A 24,845-nucleotide genomic window follows, 5' to 3' on the forward strand; every position below is an offset into this window, starting at 1 on the left:
GCGTTCCGCACAACCGAAGTGCACGCGAACCGCGGGATTGCGCGGCTCGAACACACTTTGCTTGTGCGGAGCGTCGCGCGGCGGGGACGCGGGCAGCGGGTGGCGACGGCGTCGGCGGGTCAGGGGTGCAGGCGGGTGCGCGACGCGCGGGCCGCCGCAAGCAGTACGGCAGCGCGGGCGTCGAAGGAGTGCTCGGCGGCGATGCGCTCGGCCACGGCGGCCCGCTCGGCAGCCGACGGCCACGCGCGCGCCGGTTCGAGCAGGTCGGCCAACTCGTCGCGGGAGCGCGCGACCGCGAGCGTCGGGACGTCCAGCACGTCGGACAGCCCGGCCACCGGGTCGGTCACGACGACTCCCCCGGACGCCAGCACGTCGAACACCCGGTTCGACACGAAGCCCCCGGCGGCCATGTCGGGCCAGTGGTCGTTGAGCACCACACGCGCCGAGGCGTAGGCCGCCGCGACCTCGGCCCGGGTCAGCGACGGTTCGCCGAGCGACTCCGCGGGGACGACCTCGTCCCAGCCCGGACCGTGCACGCGCAGATCGGCACCGAGCGCGACCGCGTCGGACACGATGGGCCGCGCGGCACCGCGAGTCGAGCCGACGAACACCACGTGGTCGGCATCGGGACTCGTCGCCGTGCGCGCGACCGGGTGGAACACCGCCGGCTCGGTCGCCTGCAGCAGGGTCCGGACCGGCACGCCCGCACGCGCAGCGGCTGCGGCTGCCCACACCGGCCCGGCCGCGAACACCGCGTCGAACGACCGCAGTTCGGTGTCGGCGACGTCGTCGGGGTGGCTGATCACCCAGAGCAGGTTCGCCGACGCCGGGTTCGGCGGCACCCGGTCGAGGCCCCGGATCACCAGGGTGACGTCGTCCGAGGCATCGTCGTCCCGCACGTGGGCGTCGCGTCGGTCGATCCGGACCCGCTGCCCGAGCCGCTCGAGTGCCCCGGCGAGCTCGGCGGCGAAGTGCACGTCGCCCCAGCCGTCGCCCTCCGGCCCGGCGGGCGCAGCGATCTTGAGCGACCAGGTGAGGTGTTCGGCGTCGCCACCGGTCAGGCGCGCGGCCGAGGCCACCGGCCGGGCACCCCAGGGCGGCAGCGGCGGTCCGGCGACGACACCGGCGCCCTCGGACGCGCGGTTGCGCCAGGCGGTGAACGCGTCGACGGTCGCGGCGTCGACGGTGCGGCCGGCCTCGACCGAGCGGGTCGCCTCGCCGACGACGCGCACCGCTCCGCCGTGGGCATCGGCGACCGCGCGGGTCCAGGCCGTCAGGGTCATGCGTTCGTCCGGGAGGCACGGTGCCGGCACCAGCGCCGCCCCCGGCACCGAGAGCACCGGCTGGTCCGCCGCGAAGACGGTGTCGACGCCCGTCACGGTGTCGGCGCGGTCGTCCGACCACGGCAGGGCACCGGGGCGCAGCAGCCGGGCACCGGAGCGGAGCGTGCGGTCCGGCATCCGGACCCGGGCCTGCGCGACCGAGCCCGCCGCCGCCAGCGCGTGCAGCGCCGGCACGTCGACCGACACCGAGGTGTCGACCACCACGAGCGTCCGGCCCACACCGGCTGCGACACCGGCGTTGATCGCCGAGCCGAGGCCGTCGACGGGTTCCGGTCGGACCCACGGCAGGCGACGACCGAACGGGTCGACCGGCGAGGCATCCGCCACGTAGCTCACGGCGCGGACGTCGACCCCGCGGCCGAAGGCATCACGGGCGACCGACACGAGCCGGCCGACCTCGGCGTGCCGGTCCGAACGGGTCGTGACGAGCACCGTGACGTCCTGGTCCAGCCGCGGCAGCGGGTCCGGGAACCCGGTCACGGGAACGACGGACGCCGCCGTCACGGACGCGGGACGGGCCTCCTGGCCGGGGTGGCCGGGGTGGCCGGGGAGGCCGGAGGCCGTCGCCTCCGGACGGCGGCGTCGACCGAACCAACCAGGGGCGGGGGTCACGTGCGGAGCTAGACGCCGAGGAGTCGCTGCAGGTAGACGCCGTAGCCGCCCTTGACCAGCGGCGCGGCGAGCTCGGCGAGCTGCGCGTCGTCGATCCAGCCGTTCCGCCAGGCGATCTCCTCGATGCAGCCGATCTTGAAGCCCTGACGGTCCTCGATGACCTTCACGTACTCCGACGCCTGCATCATCGACTCGAACGTGCCGGTGTCGAGCCACGCGGTGCCGCGGTCGAGGACCTGGACGCCGAGCTCGCCTGCCTCGAGGTAGCGCTCGTTGACCGTGGAGATCTCGAGCTCGCCACGGGCGCTCGGCTCGATCGTCTTGGCGATCTCGATGACCTTGTTGTCGTAGAAGTACAGGCCGGGGACGGCGTAGTTCGACTTCGGCTCGGCCGGCTTCTCCTCGATGGAGACGGCGGTGAAGTCGTCGTCGAACTCCACGACGCCGTACGCCTTCGGGTCGGCCACGTGGTAGGCGAAGATCGTCGCACCCTGGACGTCGGTGTTCTTCCGGAGGTTCGTGCCGAGGCCGGTGCCGTGGAAGATGTTGTCGCCGAGGACGAGGGCGACGCTGTCGTCGCCGATGAACTCCTCGCCGATGACGAAGGCCTGCGCCAGACCGTCCGGGGACGGCTGCACGGCGTACTGGATCTCCATGCCGAGCGCCGAGCCGTCACCGAGCAGGGCCCGGAACTGGTCGTTGTACTCCGGCGTCGTGATGACCAACACCTCTCGGACGCCCGCCATCATCAGGGTCGACAGGGGGTAGTAGACCATCGGCTTGTCGTAGATCGGCATGAGCTGCTTGCTGATGCCCTTGGTGATCGGCCAGAGGCGCGTGCCGGAACCGCCGGCGAGGATGATGCCCTTCATCGGTGTCCCGTCCCTTACTTCTTCGTCCGGAGCGACTCGGTGTACGCGACGCACTCCTCGTACGTCGGCAGCAGGCCCTGTGCCGCGGCTTCCTCGAGGGTGGGGGCGCTGGTGTCCTTCTCGGACAGCACCAGCTCGCCGAGGCCCTCGGGCAGGTCGAGCCCGACCGTCGGGTCGAGGATCGTGATCCCCTTCTCACGCTCGGGGTCGTAGTGCGCGCTGACCAGGTAGTTCACGGTCGACTGGTCCTCGAGCGCGACGATCGCGTGGCCGAGCCCCTCGGACAGGTAGACGGCCTTGCGGTCGACGTCGTCGATCCGGACGGAGTCCCACTGGCCGAACGTCGGGGACCCGACGCGGATGTCGACGATGTAGTCGATGAACGCCCCGCGCACGGCGGTGACGTACTTCGCCTGGCTCGGTGCCACGAGGGCGTAGTGGATCCCGCGGGCGACACCGGCCGCGGAGATCGACATGTTCACCTGGCGGAGGTCGAGCGGGTGACCGACGGTCTCCTCGAGCACGTCGGCGCGGTACGCCTCGAGGAATGCTCCTCGTGCGTCGCCGTGCTGGACGGGCGTGAACTCCCACGCGCCAGGGATCTTCAGTTCGCGGATCTGCACCGGGGAAGCCTAGCAAGCCGTGAGTTCGCATAGGCTGTCCTGGTTCTGTGCCCCGCGCCCCGCGCGCTGCGACTCCCGAAACGAGACCAAGCGAGCCCGTGAAGCTATTCGTCCAGATCCCCTGCCTCAACGAGGAGAACACCCTCGCCAGCGTCATCGACTCCATCCCGCGGGAGATCGACGGCATCGACGAGATCGAGATCCTGGTGATCAACGACGGCAGCACCGACCGCACCGTCGAGGTCGCCAAGGAGCACGGCGTCAAGCACTTCGTCCACCACACCACGAACATGGGTCTCGCCCGTTCGTTCCGTGACGGCGTCGACTACGCGCTGCTGCACGGTGCGGACATCGTCGTGAACACCGACGGGGACAACCAGTACCCGCAGGCACAGATCGCCGAGCTCGTGCAGCCGATCCTCCGTAAGGAGGCCGAGATCGTCATCGGTGACCGGCAGACGCGCACCATCGAGCACTTCTCCGGCTTCAAGAAGATCATGCAGCGCTTCGGCTCGTGGGTCGCCAGCCGCGCTGCCGGGCTCGACCTGCCCGACGCGGCCAGCGGGTTCCGCGCGTACTCGAAGTACTCGCTCATCCGCCTGAACATCGTGACGCGCTTCAGCTACTGCATGGAGACCATCGTGCAGGCCGGCTACAAGCGCCTGGCGATCGCGTCGGTGCCGATCACGACGAACCCGAAGACCCGCGAGTCGCGGCTCTTCAACAACATCTTCCAGCACATGTTCGAGTCCGGCTCGGCGATCGCCCGCGTCTACCTGATGTACCGGCCGATGGCCCTGTTCCTCTGGGTCGCCGCGGTGCTCGGTGCGCTCGGGCTCTGGCCGCTCATCCGCTACCTGGTGCTCCTGGCGATGCAGACCGGCGGCAACCACCTGCAGTCGATCATCCTCGGTGTCGTCCTGCTCATCACGGCGCTCCTCTCCATAGTCATCGGCGTCGTGGCCGACCTCACCCGCCTCAACCGCACGCTGGCCGAGGAGCAGCTCGACCTGCAGAAACTGCAGCGGTATGGCGACTGACACGGCCCCGGCCGTGTCGCGCTCCGACGTCCGACCCGCGGTCGGGCGGCGCGAGCGCATCCTCGTGATCGCGTTGACGGTGGCCTTCGCCGCCGTCCTCGCGGTCTGGGCCGTCGTCACCACGACGTACAAGGCCCCGGACGAGCCGACCCACGTCGACGCCGTGCTGCACCTGGCGATCGGTGACGGCTGGCCGGCGCCCGGCGCGATGCACTACCTCAACGCGGTGCACGACACCCAGATCAGCAACATGCGGCAGTCGACCGACGTGAACCAGACGTGGGGCGAGTTGCTCCGCGAGTTCCCGGGCGTGCACCCGACGAGCATCGACCAGATGTCGCAGCACCCCGCCACGTACTACGCCCTGGCCGCCGGGGTCCTGCAGCTGGTGCACTTCGAGGACCTCCGCTGGGACCTCGCCGTCATGGTGCTGCGACTGTTCGACGCCCTGCTCGTCCTGCCGCTGCCGTTCCTGGCGTGGGCCACCGTGCGTCGGCTGACGCGGTCACCACGGGCCGCCCTGGTCGGCGGTGCGGCGGTGTTCGCCCTGCCCGAGGTCGCCTCGATCGGCACCTCGGTCACGAACGACGCGCTCATGCTGCCGCTGTCCGGGGCGCTCGTGTACTTCGTGGTGCGACTGCTCACCGGCGACCTGCGGGTGCGCACGACCATCTGGATCGGGCTGCTGCTCGGCGCGATGCTGCTCGTCAAGGGCACCGCGCTCCCCGCGATCCCGTTCGTGGGCATCGCCGTGATGGCCGCGGGCTGCACCCGGGCGACCGTCTGGCGGAACGCGCTCCGGACGCTGTGGACCCTGGGGCTCGCCGCCGTCGTCGGTGGCTGGTGGTGGCTGCGCAACATCCTCGTGTACCGCGACATCCAGCCGGACGGCATGGCCGGCGCACGTCCGCCGATGCCGTTCCCGGCCGGCACCGCCGCCAGCCCCGAGGTGTTCCTCCGCGACTACTGGAACGGCGTCACCCGCACCTTCTGGGGCAGCGTCGGTGGTCTCACCCAGTTCCAGCTCGCCCAGGTCCTGATCGACGGGCTGACCATCGCGTCGCTCGTCGGCATCGTCGTCTGGGGCTTCCGCCGCGGCCCGTCGCTCCGCCCGGCGATCGTGCTGGCGTCGTTCCCCGTGATCCTCATCGCCCTGCACCTGCAGAGCGGGTGGGGCGGGTACGTCCGGAGCACCATCGTCGCCGGCACCCAGGGGCGCTACTACTACCCCACGCTCATCGCCCTCATCGCCCTGAGCGCCCTCGCCTGGCGCCGGGTCACCGTGACGGCAGCCGGCACCACCCGGCTCGCCGTCGGGATGTCGATCGCGGCGATGGCCATCGCGCTGTACGGCGTCGTCTACGCGCTGCGGGCCTTCGGGCGCGACGCCGCCTTCTGGGTCGACGAGTTCGCGGTCGGCCGGTTCGACCGCTACGGCATGGTCCCCGCCGGCACGAACTTCACCCTCGTCGCCGTCGCCGCGGTCGCACTGACCGTCACCGCCGTGCTGCTCGTCCGGTTCATGCGCCGTCCGGAGGTCCCCGCGTGAGCGCCCCGCGACCGCTCGTCGGCCGGCACGAGTGGGTCCTGCTCGGCACCGTGACGCTGGCCTGGCTCGCCTTCCTGCTGACCTTCGCCCTGGTCACCCCGGCCTTCGGGGCACCCGACGAGCCCGCACACGTCGACGCCGCGTTCCGCCTCGCGCTCGGACTCGGCTGGCCGCACGGCGGCGAGATGCACTACCTCGCCGCCGTGCGGCAGATCGTCGAGCACCCCGCACCGGCCGTCGACCGCCCCACGGTCGACGCGCTGCTGGCGGCGGTGCCCGGGGACTCCCCCGCGATCGACCCGATGTCCCAGAACCCGCCGACCTACTGGTTGGTGGCCGCCGGGATCCTGCGCGTCATCCGGTTCGGCTCCCACGACTGGGCGACCTCGGTGCTCGTGCTCCGCGTGTTCGACGTGCTGCTCGTCACCGCGCTGCCGGTCCTGGTCTGGGCGACGGTCCGTCGGGTGACCCGCTCGCCCCGCACCGCACTCGTCGCCCCGGTCCTGCTCTTCGCCGTCCCGCAGCTGGCGCAGGTCACCTCCGGCGTCACGGTGTGGGCACCGGTCGTCCTGCTCGGCGCGGTGCTCGTCTGGCTGAGCGCACGCGTGCTGACCGGCGACCGTTCGTGGTGGACCACCGCCGGGCTCGCCGTCGCCGTCACCGGGCTGGCGGCCCTGAACGCGCTGGGGCTCCTGGCGATCCCGTTCGTCGTCCTCGTGTCCGCCCTGGCACCGGGCCGGACGTGGGGCCGCCGGGGCCTGCACGCCGGCGTGGTCGTCCTCGCTGCCGTCGCCGTGTCCGGCTGGTGGTGGGTGCGGACGCTGCTCGTGAGCGGGACGCTCCTGACCGACGCCCTGCGCGCCGTCACGACCGTGCAGCCGTACCCGGCGGGCGGTGCGAACCCCGGGGCGTTCGCCGGGCGCCAGTGGGACGGCCTGACCGCCTCGTTCTTCGGCGCACTCGGTGCGAACCAGTGGCCGTTGCCGGCGATGGTCATCGACACGCTCGCGGTCGTCGGACTGGCCGTCATCGGGTGGTCGTACGCCCGCCGGGCTCCGGGTCGCCGGGTGACCACGATCCTGCTCGTCTGGCCGACGGTCGTCCTCGTCGCCACCCTCGCCTACAACTGGCGGAACTACCTCGGCACGCACCAGGGCAACGGGCTGCAGGGCCGGTTCCTGTTCGTCGCGGTCGTCGCGCTCGTGCTCGCACAGGCGGTCGCGTGGCACGCCCTCGTCGTCCGTCCGGAGCTCCGCCGACGCCTGGCCCGGCTGGCGGTCGTCGGTTCGCTCGCGATCGGCACGTACGGCATCGGCCTGACCTACCGCGGCGGGTGGGAGAACACGCAGTTCCGCATCACGCCCGGCGGGATCTCCGCGATGGCCGGCGGCGCGGTCGCCGGGCCGTTCGCGATCCTGCTGGTCGCCATCGTGTTCACGGCCGCCGCCGTCGCGACCGTCGTCCTGGTGTGGCGCACCGTCGCCGAGCCGGGAGCACCCGCCACCACCGCCGAGCCCGCCGACGCCGAAGCCGCCGAGCCCGCCGACGCCGAAGCCGCCGAGCCCGCCGACCCCACCAGCGGCCCGCTAGAATCGCCGCCGACCCACGAACCGACCGTCAGGAAAGAGAACTCGTGAAGATCCTCGTCACCGGAGGAGCCGGCTTCATCGGCTCGAACTTCGTCCGCCGCACGCTGGAGGACGCGTACCCCGGCCTCGAGGGCGCCGAGGTCGTCGTCTACGACGCACTGACCTACTCCGGCAACGAAGCGAACCTCGCCCCGGTCGCCGACTCCCCCCGCTACACCTTCGTGCACGGCGACATCCGCGACGCCGCGAAGCTCGACGAGGTCGTCCCGACCGTCGACGCCATCGTGCACTTCGCCGCCGAGTCCCACGTCGACCGCTCGGTCCGCGACTCCGGCATCTTCGTCGAGACCAACGTCGTGGGCACCCAGCGCCTGCTCGACGCCGCGCTCCGCCACGGCACCGAGCGCTTCGTGCACGTCTCCACCGACGAGGTCTACGGCTCCATCAGCGAGGGCTCGTGGGACGAGGAGCGCCCGCTCGAGCCGAACTCGCCGTACTCGGCGTCGAAGGCCGGCAGCGACCTGCTCGCTCGCAGCTACCACCGCACGCACGGGCTGAACCTCTCGATCACGCGCTGCTCGAACAACTACGGGCCGTACCACTTCCCCGAGAAGGTCATCCCGCTCTTCGTCACCAACCTCATCGACGACGTGCACGTGCCGCTGTACGGCGAGGGCAACAACATCCGCGACTGGCTGCACGTCGACGACCACACCCGTGGCATCGCGATGGTCCTGACCCGTGGCCGCGCCGGTGAGATCTACAACATCGGCGGCGGCACCGAGCTGACCAACAAGGAGCTCACGCAGCTGCTGCTCGACGCGACCGGCAAGGACTGGTCGTACGTCGACCGCGTCGCCGACCGTCTCGGCCACGACCTGCGCTACTCGGTCGACATCTCGAAGATCCAGGCCGAGCTCGGCTACGAGCCGCTCGTGCCGTTCGAGCAGGGCCTGGCCGACGTCGTGCAGTGGTACCGCGACAACCGCGCCTGGTGGGAGCCGCTCAAGCAGCGTGCGGCCCTGAGCTGAGCCGGCACACCGTGACCAGGTACCTCATCACCGGCGCCGCCGGCATGCTCGGCCAGGACCTCCAGGCCGCACTCGCCGGCCGCGACGTTACCGCGCTGTCGCGGGCGGACCTCGACATCACCGACCCGGCCGCGGTGGACGCCGCCGTCGCCGGGCACGACGTCGTGATCAACTCGGCCGCCTACACGAAGGTCGACGACGCGGAAGACCACGAGGACGACGCCCACGCGGTCAACGCGACGGGGCCGAAGCTCCTGGCCGAGGCCGCGGTCCGTCACGGCGCGAAGCTCGTCACCGTGTCGACCGACTACGTCTTCGACGGCAACGGCACCGCGCCCTACGCCGAGGACGCCCCGACCGACCCGATCAACGCCTACGGCCGCACCAAGGCCGCCGGCGAGGCGTACGTGCGCGCGATCGCCCCGGACACCTCGTACGTCGTCCGCACCGCGTGGATCTACGGCGCGCACGGGCCGAACTTCGCTGCGACGATGCTCCGGCTCGCGGGGTCGCACGACACCGTCAGCGTCGTCACCGACCAGGTCGGCCAGCCGACGTGGACGGGCGACCTCGCCGCGCGGATCGTCGAGCTCGTCGATGGGGACGCCCCCGCGGGCATCTACCACGGGACGAACGCCGGCCAGGGTTCCTGGTTCGACTTCACGCAGGCCATCTACCGCGAACTCGGGCTCGACCCGGAGCGCGTGCTGCGCACCGACAGCGCCGCCTTCGTCCGGCCGGCGCCGCGCCCGGCGTACAGCGTGCTCGGCCACGACGGCTGGTCGCGTGCCGGACTCGCGCCGATGCGCGACTGGCGCGACGCGTTGCACGCTGCGGTCGCGGCGGGTGCGCTGACCGCGTAGGCACGGCTCTCGACCGGGAGGCGCGGGTCGGGTTCCGCACACCGCGGACCCGACCCGCGCCTCCTGTCCGACCACCGACCGCGCCCAGGGGGCGCCGGGACCACCCTGGTAGTGTCGGGCAGCCGAGCGCGGGGCCGGCCCTCGGCCCCCTGACCACGGGTCCACGAACCACGACGAGGAGCACAGCACCATGACCACCCTCCACGTCATCGTCGACCAGATCGTCGCGCCCGTGCCGGGCGGCATCGGGCGCTACGCCGAGGAGCTCGCGCGACACCTCGTCGAGCACGCGCCGAGCGGCTGCGAGGTCGCGGGTGTGGTCTCCGCCGTCGGGTCCGACGAGATGGCGCACCTGCGCACGCTCCTGCCCGGACTGTCCGACCTGCAGCGACTGCCGCTGCCACGTCGTGAGCTGTCGCTCGCCTGGCAGGGCGGGTTCGTGGGCGGCATCGCGAAGGGCATGGTGCACGCGCCGAGCGTGCTCGCACCACTGGTCAAGCACGACCGTTTCCAGGACCCGGGCCGGCAGACCGTGGTGACCGTGCACGACGTGGTGCCGTGGACCAACCCCGAGACCCTCACGCCGCGCGGCGTCCACTTCCACAAGGCGATGGTGAAGCGGGCGTGGAAGCACGCCGACGCCGTCGTGGTGCCGACCCACGCCGTGGCGGGGGCGCTGAACGAGATCCACCGGTTCGACGACCGGCTCCGCGTGATCGGCGGTGCCCCGAGCGGACGCCTCCGCCTGCCCGTCGACGCCGACCTGCGCGCCGAGCGCCTCGGCCTGCCGGACCGCTACGTGCTCGCGGTCGGCACGCTCGAGCCGCGCAAGGCCCTGGCGTCCCTGATCGAGGCGATGGCCCACCCGGATGCCCCCGGCGACGTGCCCCTCGTCATCTCCGGCCCGGACGGCTGGGGCGACGTCGACGTGTACGGCACCGCGGAGCGCGCGGGCCTGTCGCGCGACCGGGTGAAGGTCCTCGGCCGCATCGACGACGCGGACCTCGCGGTGGTCTACGACCGTGCGACGGTGTTCGTGTTCCCCAGCCTCGCCGAGGGCTTCGGCCTGCCCGTGATCGAGGCGATGAGCTTCGGCACCCCGGTGATCCACTCCGACGACCCCGCCGTGGCAGAGGTCGCGTCGGACGCCGGCGTCACCGTCGCCCGGTCACCGCGGGAGTCCTACCCCGCACGGATTGCACAGGCCGTCTACCAGGTCGTGAACGACCCGCAACTGTCCAGCCGGCTGGCCGTGGCGGGGCCGGACCGTGCACGCATGTACGACTGGTCCGACTCCGCCGCGGAGACCTGGCAGCTGCACGCCGACCTCTGACGGCCGGAGCGCGTCAGCCCTTGTACGTGTAGGTGCTGACCCAGTCGATGTACAGGTGCCCCGCATCGCCCCAGTCGCCCACCTGGAACATGTAGCGGTGCGCGGTCTTCGGCACGTGGGTCGTGATCGTCTTGATCACCTTGCCGTCGAGGCGGTACCGCACGGACTTCCCGGGCACCCACTCGATGGAGTACGTGTGCCACGAACGCCACGAGACGCCGGTGCTCAGGCTCGTCGCGTTGGCCTCCTGGCCCGCGATCATCGAGTGGTGGTGCAGCATCGGCTGCTGGTCGAAGTTGGCCTCGGGGTAGTCGATCTCCCCGTCGGCCCAGCGGTCGGACGACGGCCAGAGCATGAAGGCCGCGCCGTTGCTGGCACCGCCCGTGGCCTTGGCGCGGACGATGAACTTGCCGCCCTTGTGGCCCCAGGCTCCCGTCGGCGTGCCGAAGGTGCCGGCGGCGCCGTGCTTGCCGTCGAGCTTGACGTCCATGTACCCGTTGTGCGAGCTGATCTGCGAGCCCGAGTAGTACATGCCGCCGGTCCCGTCCGGGTACGGCTGCCACGAGTTGGCGTACTTCTTGGCGAAGGCGCCCTTCGCACTGGCCGCGGTGCTGAACTGCTCGCGGAAGGTCTGCTTGAAGTTCCCGACGTCGCCGAGCGGTGCCGAGCTAGCGGTCGCTGCGGTCCCCTGACCGAGCGGTCCGGCGACGAGTGCTGCTCCGAGGAGCACGACGGCGAGTGCGGCCCTCCTGGTGGTGCGCTTCTGCATGAGGTCGGTCACTCCCTGACGTGACTGTTCGCACCCGTTCCCGTGGGTGCCGGGCCATCGGATCTCGACTGCCCGGCGTTTACGGTAGTTGCTGTCCACAATCTGCGCCTGGGGGTTGACACTTCAGCGCACCCCCAGTACACGGGGCTTGCGCGAGGATCAGCCGTCGGGCAAGAAGTCCTGGTCAGTGCGCGTGGCGTGGCGTCGGCATCGGTCGGATCAGCTGCGCGCCGACGTCGGGTGGTGGGGTCAGGGCCGTGCGCGACGGCGTCGAGCGACGACGGCGACCACGACGGCGGCCACCACGGCGAGGACGGCGACGACCGCTGCGGCCTCGGCGACGTGGAGCGCCGCGAACCACGAGTCGAACTGCGACTTCGTCGCCACGACGTCCGGGCCCGCGCCGCGGAACCACCCCGCCACGGGGTTCACCGGACCGGCCGCGCCCGCAGCGACCGCGCAGACCACCGCGGCGACCACGGCGACCGCGGAGAGGACGAGGACGAGGACGGCATGGCGCATCCCGCTACCGTAGCGCGGCTCGGACCCCGCAGCGGCGGCCTCAGAGCGAGTCGCGGAGGCGCGCCGCCTTCTCCTCGACCAGTCGCTCGAGCCCGTCGGCGTACTCGGTCAGGCGAGCGGCGACGGCCGGCTCCGAGGAACCGATGATGCGCGCGGCCAGCAGACCGGCGTTGGCAGCACCGTTGATCGCCATCGTCGCGACCGGGATCCCCGCCGGCATCTGCACGATCGAGAGCAGCGAGTCGAGGCCGTCGAGACGCGCGAGCTGCACCGGGACACCGATCACCGGGAGCGTCGTCATCGAGGCCACCATGCCCGGCAGGTGTGCCGCTCCGCCGGCCCCGGCGATCACGACGCGGATGCCACGAGCTGCGGCGCCGCGGGCGAAGCGGGTCATCTTGTCCGGGGTGCGGTGCGCCGACACGACGTCCGCCTCGAACGGGATCCCGAGTTCGGTGAGGATGTCCGCCGCGGCACGCATGGTCGGCCAGTCGGAGTCCGACCCCATGATGATCGAGACGAGCGGCTGTGCGGGTGCGGCGGTGTCGGTCACGCGACGAGCCTAGCCGAGCAGCACGCGTCGCCAGGTGTCGCCGTCACGGCCGATCGTGCGGTCGCCGGCGACCCAGCGGGCCGCCGCCTCGTCCGTCCGGCCACGGTCGACGGCGGTCCGGACGGCGTCCCGCCACGCATGGACGTCGTCCGGCACGGCCACGGCCCCGTGGGCCCGTGCGACGGCGTAGGAGGGACGGTCGGACACCACGGCGGGCAGCCCGAGCGCGGTGTACTCGAGGAACTTCAGGTCGCTCTTCGCGCGGTTGAACTCCTCGTCACGGAGCGGTGCGACGCCCGCCCGCCAGCGCTCCCGGTGCGCCACGAGCCATCGGGAGAACGCCGGGTAGTGCCCGTCGGGCACCTCGACCCGGCGGAACCAGTCGGCACCGCCCTCGTCGGTCACCCCGATGACCTCGAGCCGGATCGGGGTGCCGTCGGCGGTGGTGAGGTCGGCGAAGACGTCACGCAGGAGCTCGAGGTCGGCGGCGTGGGTGAGCGTGCCCATGTACAGCACCCGGTGCTCCCCCGCGGGCCGCTCGTCGTCGTCCGCGGTGGGGCCGGCAGTCCAGATCGTCGGGTCGAGGGCGTTCGGCACGACGACGACGTCCCGCGCCACCGGACGGACCACGTCGGCGAGTTCGGGCGTGCTCACGACGACGGTGTCGGCACCGCGCACCAGGGCGTCGATCGAGGCGAGCCGGTCGGGGTCGTACTCGGCGCGGGCCAAGCGGGCGCGTCCGGACTCGGTGAAGAAGTCGTCGTCGACCTCGGCCACGACGCGGATGCCCCGGGAGGCGGCTGCTGCCAGGAAGGGCTGCACGTCGGCACGGGGAAGGATGTCCCGCTGCACCAGGAGTGCGGCGTAGGGCGCCTGGTCGGAGCCGTCGACGAACGCCGCCGGGTCCACCTGGCGTACCTCGGCGGTGCCGCTCGCGGCCAGGTGCTCGGTGCGGCGGACGACACGGACGTGTGCCGAGGCCGGGTGGGCGCCGCCACCGCCCGCGACGACGTACCCGAGGACGGGCAGGGGCGCCGGCTGTGGCGGGGCACCTGCGACGGCGCGGCGCAGGCGTCCGGCGGCCCGGCGGACGAGATCACGCGGCATGCGCCCATCCTCTCGCACGCCGCGCACCGTGCGACGAACGCCGCACGGCGAACGCCGCACGGCGGACGCCCCCTCAGCGCACCGTCACCGTCCGGCACGGCGACGCCCTGCGGTCCGCTCCGCTCCCGGTGTTGTGGACGATCGCGCAGACGGTGTGCTTGCCGGCCGCAGCCCGGACGGTGCCCGCGAAGCCGTGCGACCCACCGGAGCCCCAGGTCGCGTCCACGTCGGCGCGCTTCCGACCGGCGTCCAGCGACGTCACCCGCTTGCCGTCGACGGTGATCGCCACCCGGCTCGCCGAGGCCACCGCGTCGCCGTCGAACGCCCAGCCGCGCACCGCGATGCCACGGGTCACGGCCTTCGCGGACTCCAGTTCGGCGTACGGGTCGTGCCGGTAGGCGCGGACGGTCGAGCAGCCGAGCGGGGTGTCCGACCCCGCGCCGATGTTCACCGCGGTGACGCAGACGCGGCGAGCGCCGGCCGCGGTGGGCACCACGACGTCGAAGCCGTGGGTCGCGCCGACCCCGGAGCGTGCGTCGACGTCCGGACGGTCGAGCCCGGCGGTCGTGACGCCGGCCGAGACGCCGTCGACGGTGGCACGGACCCGCACGGGCTGCGTGGGGTCGTCCTCGTCGTAGGCCCACCCGGACACGCGGACGCCGCCGCCGGTGCCGGCGACGGCCTCGAGCGTGCCACGGGGGGTCAGGTCGGCGGCGGGCACACCCAGGCGTGCGTTCGCGACGAGGGCCTGTGCGTAGGTCGAGAACCACTTGCCGGCGGCCGGGGCCCCGTTGCAGGTGCCGTCGCTCGCGCCGGGGGTCTTGACCCACAGCAGGGCGTCGAGCGCCGTGCCGTCGGACACCACCCGGGGCGAGGTGCCGAGCCCGGCCCCCGGCCCGTTGCACCAGGTGCCGCGCCAGCCCTGCCCGTTGCGCGAGGTGTCGATGACGTAGTGCGAGCCCCCGGTGGCGGCGGACACCTTCTGCGCGTACGCCTGCTCCTGGGCGGTCGGGTAGTAGTTCGCGACGTTGGTGAAGAACCCGCGGGCCTGCTGGACGCCCGCGCTGTTCAGCCGCGACGCCATCAGCGCGGGCTGCACCCAGTTCGAGTTGCCGGCGTCCAGGTAGGCGGGGACCCCGGCGGCGGTCAGCCCGGCGACGGTGCGGGACAGGATCCGGTAGCGCTGCTCGTCGAGCGCGGTGCTGCACTTGGCGTTGCTGAGCATCGCGAGCGAGTCCGGTTCGACGATGACGGCTGCGCGGTGGCCCGCCAGCGCCGCGGTGACCTGGTCGACCCAGGCGTCGTAGGACCCCTCGTCGAAGCCGCCGGCGGAGTACCCGCCGCAGTCACGGTCGGGGATCGCGTAGAGCACGAACACGGGGGTGGTGCCGGACTGTTCGGCACCGGTGAGGGCGGTGCTGATGGTCTTGGTCAGCTGCGTCCCCTGGCTCCAGTCGCCGAGCCAGGTCGCGACGGGGTACCCGGCGATGGTCTTCGCCGCCGCGGCCCCGGCCGGGTCGGTGGCGGCCAGGGCGGCCTGCGCCTTCGCGGCCTCGCTCGTCGGCGACCGGTACGGCCCGGCGCCGTAGAGCGACGCGGACGTGGCCGAGCGGATGGTCGAGGCCGAGGTCGCTGCGGACGCGGTCGCGGTCGGCAGCAGGCCGGCGACGGCTGCGACGAGGGCGATGGCTGCACCGCAGACGGCGGCACGACGCGGACGGCGGCGCATGGGGACTCCCTGGACGGTGGGCGCGGACTGTACCAGGGGAACACGCGCTCCCGGCTCCCGCCAGCCTCCCGAGCGGGTGCCACCCGAGGGGGTGTCCGCAGAGCGGCCGACAAGTGTGTCCCGCACCCGTGACGGACGGGAGGCCCGTGGCGGCGTCGCCACGGGCCTCCCGTCCGTCAGCGGGTCACGTCGAGGACGCCACCCGGTGTCGCGGACACCGGCTCAGTCGTCGAAGTGCGCCGCGGCCGCGCGGGCGCGGTAGACGACGTCGTCGACGTCGTCGCCGAGCACCGTGACGTGCCCGATCTTCCGGCCGGGCCGGGGCGCCTTGCCGTAGAAGTGGTACTTCGCCTCGGGGAAGGCCTCGAGCGCTGCGGGGTACCGGGCGGCGAGGTCGCCGTCCGCGGGTCCGCCGAGCACGTTGACCATGACCGACGCGGGGGCGAACGAGCCGGTTGCTCCGAGCGGCAGGTCGAGGACGGCGCGCAGGTGCTGTTCGAACTGGCTCGTGGTGGCGCCGTCGATGGTCCAGTGCCCGGTGTTGTGCGGACGCATCGCGAGTTCGTTGATGAGGATGCGCTCGTCGTCGGTCTGGAACAGCTCGACCGCCAGCACACCGGTCACACCGAGTTCCTCCGCGATGCGGACGGCGATCGACTCGGTCAGGTCGGCGATCCGGCCGGCGCTGTCCGGGGCCGGTGCGATGACCTCGGCGCAGACCCCGTCGCGCTGCACGGTCTCGACGAGCGGCCAGGCGACGACCTGCCCGGAGGGACGGCGTGCCACGGACTGCGCGAGCTCACGGGTGAAGGGGACGAGCTCCTCGACCAGGAGGGCCTGGTCGCCGCCGGCCTCGGCCACGGCGATGAACCAGTCGTCGACGTCGGACGCGTCGGAGACGACCCGGACGCCCTTGCCGTCGTACCCGCCCCGCGGCGTCTTGACGACGGCACGGCCACCGTGGTCCGCCAGGAATGCTCGGAGGTCATCGGGTCCCTGCACGGCGGCCCAGTCGGGCACCGGCAGTCCGAGTTCGCTCAGCCGGCGACGCATGGTGATCTTGTCCTGGGCGACGGCCAGCGCGTCCGGTCCGGGGTGGACCGACACGCCCGCGTCGACCAGGCTGCGCAGGACGTCCTGCGGCACGTGCTCGTGGTCGAAGGTCACGACGTCGACCTGTCGGGCGAACTCGAGCACCGTGGCGGCGTCGTGGTAGTCGCCCTCGGCGGTGGCGGCGATCGCGGCGGACATGCCCGGCCCCTCGGCGAGCACCCGGATGTCGATCCCCAGTTCGACCGCGGCCGGCACCATCATCCGTGCCAGCTGTCCTCCACCGATGACCCCGACGCGCAACGCCATGCTGTGTGATCCTTCCGGCGCTCCCACCGTGCGGTGGGAACGCGTTGTCTACAATCGCTGTTCGGGTCGCGCTCTGCACGACCGGTCACAACTCTACGGATCCTGGAGGGCTCGTGCGGCGCCTCATCGCCCAGCTGGCACGCTTCGGCGTCGTCGGTGCCGTCGGCTTCGTCGTGGACACCACGGTGTTCAACGTGCTGCGCATCACCGTCCTGAACCCCGAGGACGTCCACTCGGGGCCGTTCTGGGCGAAGGTCATCTCCACCGTCGTGGCGATCTTCGTGAACTGGATGGGCAACCGGTACTGGACGTTCCGCGAGCAGCGTCGCGCCGTGGCCACCCGCGAGGGCATCGAGTTCGTCGTCGTGTCGCTCGGCGGCATGGTCATCGCGCTCGCCTGCCTCGGGGTGTCGCACTACGCGATGGGGCTCACCTCGGTGCTCGCCGACAACGTCGCGAACATCATCGGGCTCGTGCTCGGCACGGTCTTCCGGTTCTGGCTCTACAAGGTCTGGGTCTACCACCCCGAGCGCACGGCCACGCAGCCGGCCGCCGCGGACGAGTCGGTGTCCGACGGCCCGCGGGTCCCCCACGACGTCTGACCTAGGATCGGTGGGGTGACGGCCGAGACGACCACCACCCCCGCCCCACCCCGCACCGCGCGCTGGGAACGTGTCGCGATCGCGGTGATCACGGCGACCTTCGGGCTCTGGCTGGTGGCGTGGGCGTTGCTCGTCCCGGTGTTCGAGGCCCCCGACGAGACCGCGCACATCGACGCTGCCGTGCACGTCGCCCTCGGTGACGCCTGGGCGGCCCCCGGCGAGCTGCACGTCACCAACGCCGTGCAGGCCGCGAAGGTCGAACAGGCGACGAAGCCGTCCGACGAGTGGTCGACGGTGAGCGAGCTGCTGCAGAACGCACCAGGACCCTCGGCGACGGTCAACCAGATGACCCAGCACCCGCCGACCGCCTACCTGGCCGGAGCCGCCGTGCTGCGGGCCGTCGACTTCGGCGAGCTCCGCTGGGACCACGCGTTCATCGCCCTTCGCCTTGCCGACGTGCTGGCCGTCACCGCGCTCCCCCTGCTCGCCTGGGCGTCGGTGCGCCGGGTGACCCGCAGCCCCCGCGCCGCGTTGATCGGGGCCCTCGCCGTGTTCGCGACGCCCGAGCTCGCGTCGATCGGCTCGTCGTTCTCGAACGACGCCCCGGTGCTGCTCGTCGCCGGGATCGTCGTCTGGCTCGCCACCCGTCTGCTCACCGGTGACACCCGCTGGCGCACCACGATCGCACTGGCGGTGATCCTCGGGGCCCTGGTCTGGATCAAGGGCACCGGATTGCCGGCGGTGCCGTTCGTCGCGGTGGTGGTGCTGTTCGCCGGCGCCGGGGTGCTGTCCCTGCGGCAACGGATCGTCCGCACGGTCGTCACGATGGCGGTCTCCGGAGGCATCGGTGCCTGGTGGTGGCTGCACAACCTCGTGTCGTACGGCCGGATCCAGCCGAACGGCTACACGGCCATGCGGCCCCCGAAGGACTTCCCGCCGGGCGAGAGCCCCACGCTCGGGCACTTCCTCGACGTCAGCTGGGGCACCCTGTCGCGCACGTTCTGGGGCAGCTTCGGCGGTCGCGCCCAGGTGACCATCGGCGACCTGCTCACCGCCGTCCTGACCCTGGTCGCCCTCGTGGTGCTCGTCGGCTGGGCGTTCCGCCGCGGCCCGGACCTGCGGGTGGCCCTGTGCCTCGCGGTGTTCCCGGCGCTGCTGATCGGCATCCAGAACCGCACGAGCGCGCACTCGTACCTCACCACCACCGAGGTCGCCGCCACCCAGGGCCGGTACTACTTCCCCGCGATCGTCTGCCTGATCGTGCTGAGCGCGCTCGCGTGGCGACGCCTGGTGCCGGCCGGGCGGGCACGATCCTGGGCCGCGGTGGCGCTGGCCGTCGTGCTGCCCGCGGTGGGCGTGTACGGCTTCGCGGTGGCGTCGGCCTGGTTCTGGAACGCGGCGCTGTTCCCGGTGACGGGCCGCGGGCTGCTGCGGTACTCCGAGATCGGGCCGGTGCCGCCCGCGGTGCTCGTCGTCGTCGTGGCCCTGGTCGCGGTGGGGCTCGTCGCGTCGGTCGTGCAGGTCGCGCGCGCCGACCGCCGGGCCCTGTCGACGACGGTTCCCGTCCGCTGACACGCCCGGCTGCGGAGCGCCGCGGTCGCACGACGTGCCGCAGGCCCGGCGCCGAGGGGTCGCGAACTGTCGGCAGGCGCGGCCGCAGGCGACACTTCGTGACCCCTCGGCGGACGGCGCGCGGCGTGCGGTGGGCGCACCCACGAGACGGACGGGAGGCCCGGTGCCAGCTGGCACGGGCCTCCCGTCCTTCGTCACGCGCGACCGGTGCCCCACTCCGTGAGCAGGAATGGTCGGGTCCGTCATCCGGACCCGACCATTGCTGCTCACGAAGCGCTGCGCGCGACGCGCGTCAGGCGGCGGGGACGCCGCCCTCGACCGCGGAGGGGTCGTCGGTCGGGCGGTTGCGCCGGAACCACGTCGGGGCCGCGGCGCAGAGCAGGAAGAGTCCGTCGACCGCGAGGCTCCAGACACGGGTGACGACGACCACGACCAGTGCGATGGGCGCCGGCATGACGAGCGCCAGCAGGAGGGCCTGCACGCCCTCGCGGACGCCGAGCCCGCCGGGGGCGAAGACGGCCAGCATGCTGATCGCCGAGGCCATGCTCGCGGCACCGATCACGAAGGCCGCGTCGGTGAGCTTCAGCGACGGGTACACGCCGAGGGTGATGAAGTAGTACGCCGTGCCGGACAGCACCGCACCCGCGACGTAGAGCCCGGCTCCGCCGAGGACGGTGCCGAGGTTCGGACGGACGTCGGCCTCGAGCGGCTTGCGACGCAGGATCTTCAGCGCGATCCCGATCAGGAACACGAACACGCGCGGGATCAGGCAGACGACGCAGCCCACGAACGCCGCGATCATCAGGACGATCAGCCACGGGTCGAGGTTGTGCGTCCGCGGGTCGATGAGCAGCAGCACGAGCGCCAGGGCCAGCGTGGCGGCGATCTGCAGGGCGCCCTCGAGCAGCCCGCTCACGCCGAGGCGGGCCTTCGAGACGCCGTGCTTCGAGGCGAAGTAGACCTTGCCGATGATCCAGGTCGCGGCACCGGGGATGTAGCGGCCCATCCAGGACTTCGCGTACACGTAGGTCAGGGTGACGCCGCTGCCCTTCAGCCCGGTCGCACCGAGCCGTCGCAGCAGGTAGAACCAGATGCCGACGCCCCAGTACCGGAAGCCGAGGCTGATCACCGTCGCGAGGATCACCCACGACCACTGCCAGTCGAGCCCGGCGAGCTGTCCCCAGTCGACGCTCCGGACGTACAGCACGAGGAACACCGCGAGCAGGACGTAGAAGGCGATGGGGATCGCCTTGCCGAGGAACCGTCGTCGCTTCGACGGACGCTTCCCCTCGGGCGCGGGGGTGTCGCTGGTGCTTGCGGACAAACGGGTCTCCTGCTCAGGTCACGGGCTCAGGTCATGGTAGACGCTGGTGCGGGCCGCTCCCTGCGGTGCTGCCGCAGGGAGCGGGTGCCGGGGACGTCACCGGTCGAGCGTCACCGGGCGAGCTTGACGATCTGCACGCGGCAGGGGATCTCCGGGTCGGTGGAGCGGTCGGCGCTGCACGAGATCGTCGCGTTGTACGTGCCGACCAGCTTGCCGGCCACCGAGTAGTCACGCGCCGGGGCGGTCGCCGGGTCGAACTGCACGAAGTACTGCACGCCCTCGTCGATGAACAGGTTGCGCATCGCGTCCGAGTGGTACGTGTAGCCCTGACCTGAGCGACCGTACACACGCGTGTCGGTCAGGAACGCGAGCGAGGAGAGCGAGCGGTAGTTCGAGCCGATGACGGTGGCGTCCTCGGGCAGCGCGCCGCTCGCCCGGATCTGGTCGGCGAGCCGGACGATCTCCGGCACGTCGGTCGGCCCGAACACCCGCAGCGCCTCGGTGCGGTTGACCGACGGGTAGAACGGCGCCGGGGACCCGAACCAGTTCTGCGTGTACGAGGCGATCGGCACCACGGCGATCGCGACGCACGCCACGATCGTGCGGACCACGCCCCGACGGCGCACCAGCCGCCAGACGGCCGGCAGCATGAGCGCCCCGATCATCGCCGTCAGGTAGAACAGCGGCCAGTAGTACCGGGCGTTGCCACCGCCGCTCGACGACGACGTGATCATGCCGTAGCCGACGAAGTACACCAGGGTCGTCGCCGCGACGATGCAGGTGAACGCGTAGCGGCGGAACCGCACGACACCGATGACGAGTGCCGCCGCGAAGAGCAGGGCGATCGGTGCCGCGAACGGGGCGAAGGTGCTGATCTTCTGCAGGTAGTACGGCAGGGCGAGCATGCGCTCGTGCAGGTAGTACCCGGCACGGGCCGCGATGCCGGACTCCTTCGTCACCTTCGGCGCGGTGTCCTCGGTGGTGGACTGCGTGGGCGGCGGCACCACGTCGGGGTCCGGGTTGTCCATCGGGCCCTGCTTGTAGACCGACGGGGTGAAGTCCTCGTTGGGCGAGAAGGCGTGGTCGTTGGGCGGGACCGGCAGGAACGGCCAGTCCGTGGCACGGCCGCCGTCGTCGAACTTCGAACCGATGTTGACCGACAGCGACGACCCGAGCGTCACCGTGCCGTACTTGAGGGTCAGTGCGCCGACCCACGGGGCGATGACGACGGCGAACACGACGATCGTGGCGACCGGGGCCGTCCACCAGTGCCGGACGGGCTCACGGCGGCGACGGGCGGACCAGACGCGCAGCAGCAGCCAGAGGATCACGGCACCGACGGCCACGGGCAGCAGGAAGAGCTTGGTGAAGTACCCGAGCGCGGCCACGACGCCGAGCACCGCGCCGGAGGCGACCCGCGCACGCGTCGAACCGTGCAGCGCCTGGTCGGCCCACCGGAGCGCCCAGAGGAACCCGACGATCCACGCGACGACGAGCAGGTCCGGGGTCTGCACCGACACGGCGCTCATCAGGGCGGGGATCGCGGTGACCATGAAGAGCACGGCCGGGACGATGCGGTGGTTCTGCGACCAGACCAGCCACCCGCCGATGCCGAGCACGACGGCCACGGCGAAGCAGTTCACGATCGCGAAGGCCGTCTGCATGCCGAGCCCGAGGGCGATGAACGGCGCCATCATCCACGAGACCAGCGGCGACCAGTACGCGTTGATCGCGTCGGGCAGCCAGCCGTTCGCGTACTCGCGCGCGATGCCCATGTAGGAGATGCCGTCGACGTTCGTCACGCCGAGGCGGTTGTGGTACGCCACGGCGGCGCTCAGGGCGACCCCGATCACCACGAGCACGCCCAGGATCAGGGGTGCGACGACGTGCCGGTACCGTCGCGCACCCGCCCCCGAACGCCGTCGTGCGGGCTCGTGGGTGCTCTGCGGTGCTGCGGTCGTCGTCACGGTCACGTGCTTCATCATGACATCCGTTCGCTTGCCGGACCGCACCGAGGCGGATCGCGGGCCCCGCTCGGCGTGTGGGAGACTGCCGGGGACCCCGCTCCGACCACCTCGAGGACGTTCGTTGGCCACCGAAACCCGCGCAGCCGAATCCGCAGCCGAACCGACGGCGGCCGCTCCCCGCGCAGGGGGCCGGCTCGAGTTCCCGTACCTGGACGGGCTCCGCGGTCTCGCCGCCCTGGCCGTGGTGTTCTACCACGCGTACCTCTTCACCGGGACGACCGGCACCGGGCCCACCGAACTGCCGTGGCTCCGACCGTTCATCGGGTGGGGCTACCTCGGCGTCCCGCTGTTCATCGTCCTGTCCGGCTACGTCCTGATGCTGCCCGTGGTCACCCGGTTCGACCGCTACCGGTTGCCCGGTGGCTTCTGGAAGTTCATCTGGCGCCGCGCCCGACGGATCATCCCGCCGTACTGGGCGTCGCTCATCGTCTTCGCGCTCATCATCCTGTTCGTCCCGGTGATGGGGCAGCCCGGCGGCACCCAGTGGGACACGAAGCTGCCGATGGGTTGGGGCACGTTCCTCACGCACTTCTTCCTGGTGCACGACTTCTTCCCGCAGTACATCGGCAAGATCAACGGCCCGATGTGGACGGTCGCCGTCGAGTGGCAGATCTACTTCCTCATGCCGCTGCTGATCCTGCCGCTCTGGAAGGTCTTCGGCGGGTGGGCGACCGCGTCCTCGCTGGTCCTCATCGGCATGTGGATGGGCGCCGAGAGCCGCTACTCGTGGATGCACCCGTGGTTCGTCGGCCTCTTCGCGGTCGGCATGCTCGCCGCCGAGCTCACCGTCAAGGCCCGTGACGAGCACCTGACCGGCAAGCTGAACGCCTCGAAGCTCGGCGGTCCGCGGTGGCAGAGCGGCGTGTTCGTGGCCGCGATGTTCGTCGGCATGCTCCTCGTCTTCTTCCGCAACCGCGACTACTGGCAGCACCAGACCTGGCCGTCCGAGGTCGTCCTCGGCATCTTCGCCGGCATCCTGCTGACCTGGATGGGCCGCAAGGCGGTCACCGGGGAGCACACCTGGCTCGCACGCTTCTTCGCGTGGAAGCCGTTCGTGCTCGCCGGCCTCGTGTCGTACACGATCTACCTCTTCCACAGCCCGTTGCTCGGACTCGGCAACCTGCTGCTCCTGCCGATGGGCCTGTACCCGAAGTGGCAGTTCCTGATGATGGTCTTCGTGGTGATCCCGATCACCCTGGCGATCTGCGTCGGGATGTGGTGGCTCGTGGAGCGCAACTTCCTGAACCGCCGGCAGAAGCACGCCACCCGCGAGGTCTCCTCGCGCGGGCGCCTGCCCGAGGTCGAGACGGACGACGAGGGCACCCGCACCGCCCGCTAGCCCCGACAGCGGACACCGCAGCGGACGCCGCACGGGTGCGTCTCACGGACAGGTGTCGCCGAGTCCGGGTAGCATCGCTCGGACCGCGGCGTGGGAGATCAGGCCCACGGCATCTCGACAGGGAAGACGAGACCACATGCGCGCACCCATCAGCAGGATCCTCGGGCTCGGCACCGCTGCCGCCGTCGCCGGGGTCATCACCTTCGGCAGTGGCCCGGCGGTCGGCGCGACCGCCACCGCCGCCGCAGGCACCGACACCGGTCAGCAGCTCTCCATCGCCGAGATGGACCGCACCGGCAACCACACCATGGGTGCCGGCATCGCCGCCCACGCCGGTGAGACCCACGTGACGACCTCCCCCGACGCGACCTCGGGCGGCGGCGTGAGCGCCCAGTCCCTCAGCTCGTCGGCCGCTGCCGCCACCGCCGGCGGGCCACCCCCCGGCCGGGTGCAGGGCTTCGACATCAGCGCGTGGCAGCCGAGCGTCAACTTCCTGCAGGCCTACCGCAACGGCGCCCGGTTCGTGTACGTCAAGGCGACCGAGGGCACCTCGTACGTCAGCTCCACCTACAAGCAGCAGTACGCCACCGCCAAGCAGCGCAACCTGTACCGCGGCGGCTACGTCTACGCCCAGCCGAGCCAGGCGAGCGGCGCCGCGACCGCGAACTACTTCTTCGCCCACGGCGGCCAGTGGAGCAAGGACGGCAAGACCCTGCCGCCGCTGCTCGACATCGAGTACGGCAGCGCCGCCCAGGGCACCTGCTACGGCAAGTCGTGGGGCGCGATGCGCACCTGGATCAAGGACTTCAACCGGACCGTCGTTGCCAAGACGGGTCGGTACCCCGCGATCTACACCACGACCGACTGGTGGAAGCGCTGCACGAACAACAGCAACCAGTTCTCGAAGAACCCGCTGTTCGTCGCGATCTACCCGGTGAAGAACTTCACCACCCCCGGCACCCTCGGACGCAGCTGGTCGAAGTGGACCTTCTGGCAGTGGGCGGCCAGCGGCACGCTCCCCGGCGACCAGGACGTCTACCGCAACGACATCACGTACCTGAAGCGCTTCGCGTCCCGGACGAGCTGA

21 protein-coding genes are annotated in these 24,845 nt (G+C 71.8%); 10 read left to right on the forward strand and 11 right to left on the reverse strand.

What is annotated here, in order from left to right; genetic code table 11:
* Window positions 1-119: 119 nt before the first annotated feature.
* From DEJ11_RS11820 to DEJ11_RS11830, 3 genes are all read right to left on the reverse strand, one after another.
* The gene (locus DEJ11_RS11820) at window positions 120-1,823 is read right to left on the reverse strand and encodes a glycosyltransferase (RefSeq protein WP_146250040.1); all 1,704 of its coding nucleotides are present in this window, start codon (window positions 1,821-1,823) and stop codon (window positions 120-122) included.
* Between the two features lie 140 nt (window positions 1,824-1,963).
* Window positions 1,964-2,827, reverse strand: a complete 864-nt coding sequence (gene rfbA / locus DEJ11_RS11825; RefSeq protein ID WP_111029470.1) for a glucose-1-phosphate thymidylyltransferase RfbA — start codon at window positions 2,825-2,827, stop codon at window positions 1,964-1,966.
* 14 nt (window positions 2,828-2,841) lie between these two features.
* Entirely contained in the window at window positions 2,842-3,450 is a 609-nt protein-coding gene (locus tag DEJ11_RS11830; protein ID WP_017888782.1) for a dTDP-4-dehydrorhamnose 3,5-epimerase family protein, read from the reverse strand.
* A gap of 98 nt (window positions 3,451-3,548) precedes the next feature.
* Between DEJ11_RS11830 and DEJ11_RS11835 the strand changes: the two genes are divergently transcribed.
* From DEJ11_RS11835 to DEJ11_RS11860, 6 genes are all read left to right on the forward strand, one after another.
* A complete protein-coding gene (locus DEJ11_RS11835; protein ID WP_111029469.1) occupies window positions 3,549-4,490 on the forward strand; it encodes a glycosyltransferase family 2 protein in 942 nt (313 codons plus the stop codon).
* Complete coding sequence (locus DEJ11_RS11840) at window positions 4,480-6,039, forward strand: ArnT family glycosyltransferase (RefSeq protein WP_111054485.1); 1,560 nt, start codon at window positions 4,480-4,482, stop codon at window positions 6,037-6,039. The genes DEJ11_RS11835 and DEJ11_RS11840 overlap by 11 nt, the downstream gene beginning before the upstream one ends.
* Window positions 6,036-7,676 carry a glycosyltransferase family 39 protein gene (locus tag DEJ11_RS11845; protein ID WP_111103276.1) on the forward strand — a complete coding sequence of 547 codons (1,641 nt, stop codon included), beginning with the start codon at window positions 6,036-6,038 and terminating at the stop codon, window positions 7,674-7,676. Before DEJ11_RS11840 ends, DEJ11_RS11845 begins: the two co-directional genes overlap by 4 nt.
* On the forward strand, window positions 7,673-8,659 hold the full coding sequence (gene rfbB / locus DEJ11_RS11850) for a dTDP-glucose 4,6-dehydratase (protein WP_071406432.1): 987 nt from the start codon (window positions 7,673-7,675) through the stop codon (window positions 8,657-8,659). Before DEJ11_RS11845 ends, rfbB begins: the two co-directional genes overlap by 4 nt.
* A gap of 11 nt (window positions 8,660-8,670) precedes the next feature.
* Window positions 8,671-9,522 (forward strand): dTDP-4-dehydrorhamnose reductase, encoded by an 852-nt coding sequence (gene rfbD / locus DEJ11_RS11855; protein ID WP_111103274.1) that lies wholly within the window; start codon window positions 8,671-8,673, stop codon window positions 9,520-9,522.
* 190 nt (window positions 9,523-9,712) lie between these two features.
* Complete coding sequence (locus tag DEJ11_RS11860; RefSeq protein WP_111103273.1) at window positions 9,713-10,855, forward strand: glycosyltransferase family 4 protein; 1,143 nt, start codon at window positions 9,713-9,715, stop codon at window positions 10,853-10,855.
* A gap of 13 nt (window positions 10,856-10,868) precedes the next feature.
* Here the strand turns inward: DEJ11_RS11860 and DEJ11_RS11865 are convergent, their stop codons facing one another.
* From DEJ11_RS11865 to DEJ11_RS11890, 6 genes are all read right to left on the reverse strand, one after another.
* Window positions 10,869-11,636 carry a glycoside hydrolase family 16 protein gene (locus DEJ11_RS11865; RefSeq protein WP_111103272.1) on the reverse strand — a complete coding sequence of 256 codons (768 nt, stop codon included), beginning with the start codon at window positions 11,634-11,636 and terminating at the stop codon, window positions 10,869-10,871.
* A 237-nt stretch (window positions 11,637-11,873) separates the two neighbouring features.
* A complete protein-coding gene (locus DEJ11_RS11870; RefSeq protein WP_111103271.1) occupies window positions 11,874-12,146 on the reverse strand; it encodes a hypothetical protein in 273 nt (90 codons plus the stop codon).
* Between the two features lie 40 nt (window positions 12,147-12,186).
* On the reverse strand, window positions 12,187-12,699 hold the full coding sequence (gene purE / locus DEJ11_RS11875) for a 5-(carboxyamino)imidazole ribonucleotide mutase (RefSeq protein ID WP_206647624.1): 513 nt from the start codon (window positions 12,697-12,699) through the stop codon (window positions 12,187-12,189).
* Window positions 12,700-12,708: 9 nt separating this feature from the next.
* On the reverse strand, window positions 12,709-13,806 hold the full coding sequence (locus DEJ11_RS11880; protein ID WP_111103270.1) for a glycosyltransferase: 1,098 nt from the start codon (window positions 13,804-13,806) through the stop codon (window positions 12,709-12,711).
* A gap of 73 nt (window positions 13,807-13,879) precedes the next feature.
* Window positions 13,880-15,535 (reverse strand): glycoside hydrolase family 6 protein, encoded by a 1,656-nt coding sequence (locus tag DEJ11_RS11885; protein WP_111103269.1) that lies wholly within the window; start codon window positions 15,533-15,535, stop codon window positions 13,880-13,882.
* A 222-nt stretch (window positions 15,536-15,757) separates the two neighbouring features.
* On the reverse strand, window positions 15,758-16,894 hold the full coding sequence (locus DEJ11_RS11890) for a 5-(carboxyamino)imidazole ribonucleotide synthase (RefSeq protein ID WP_111022330.1): 1,137 nt from the start codon (window positions 16,892-16,894) through the stop codon (window positions 15,758-15,760).
* 113 nt (window positions 16,895-17,007) lie between these two features.
* Here DEJ11_RS11890 and DEJ11_RS11895 point away from each other — a divergent pair, with 113 nt between their 5' ends.
* On the forward strand, window positions 17,008-17,496 hold the full coding sequence (locus tag DEJ11_RS11895) for a GtrA family protein (protein WP_071406423.1): 489 nt from the start codon (window positions 17,008-17,010) through the stop codon (window positions 17,494-17,496).
* Window positions 17,497-17,511: 15 nt separating this feature from the next.
* Window positions 17,512-19,068 carry a DUF2142 domain-containing protein gene (locus tag DEJ11_RS11900; RefSeq protein WP_111103267.1) on the forward strand — a complete coding sequence of 519 codons (1,557 nt, stop codon included), beginning with the start codon at window positions 17,512-17,514 and terminating at the stop codon, window positions 19,066-19,068.
* A 292-nt stretch (window positions 19,069-19,360) separates the two neighbouring features.
* On the opposite strand, the gene DEJ11_RS11905 is transcribed toward DEJ11_RS11900, so the two are convergent.
* Together DEJ11_RS11905 and DEJ11_RS11910 are read right to left on the reverse strand one after the other, a co-directional pair.
* Window positions 19,361-20,392, reverse strand: a complete 1,032-nt coding sequence (locus DEJ11_RS11905) for a lysylphosphatidylglycerol synthase domain-containing protein (protein ID WP_111029461.1) — start codon at window positions 20,390-20,392, stop codon at window positions 19,361-19,363.
* A 110-nt stretch (window positions 20,393-20,502) separates the two neighbouring features.
* The gene (locus DEJ11_RS11910; protein ID WP_181440810.1) at window positions 20,503-22,374 is read right to left on the reverse strand and encodes an ArnT family glycosyltransferase; all 1,872 of its coding nucleotides are present in this window, start codon (window positions 22,372-22,374) and stop codon (window positions 20,503-20,505) included.
* A 106-nt stretch (window positions 22,375-22,480) separates the two neighbouring features.
* On the opposite strand from DEJ11_RS11910, the gene DEJ11_RS11915 reads away from it, so the two are divergent.
* On the forward strand, window positions 22,481-23,758 hold the full coding sequence (locus DEJ11_RS11915; protein WP_181440809.1) for an acyltransferase family protein: 1,278 nt from the start codon (window positions 22,481-22,483) through the stop codon (window positions 23,756-23,758).
* A 136-nt stretch (window positions 23,759-23,894) separates the two neighbouring features.
* The gene (locus tag DEJ11_RS11920; RefSeq protein ID WP_111031922.1) at window positions 23,895-24,845 is read left to right on the forward strand and encodes a GH25 family lysozyme; all 951 of its coding nucleotides are present in this window, start codon (window positions 23,895-23,897) and stop codon (window positions 24,843-24,845) included.

Origin of the sequence: Curtobacterium sp. MCLR17_058 (assembly GCF_003234705.2) — a bacterium.
In the GTDB taxonomy this organism is placed as follows: Bacteria; Actinomycetota; Actinomycetes; order Actinomycetales; family Microbacteriaceae; genus Curtobacterium; species Curtobacterium flaccumfaciens.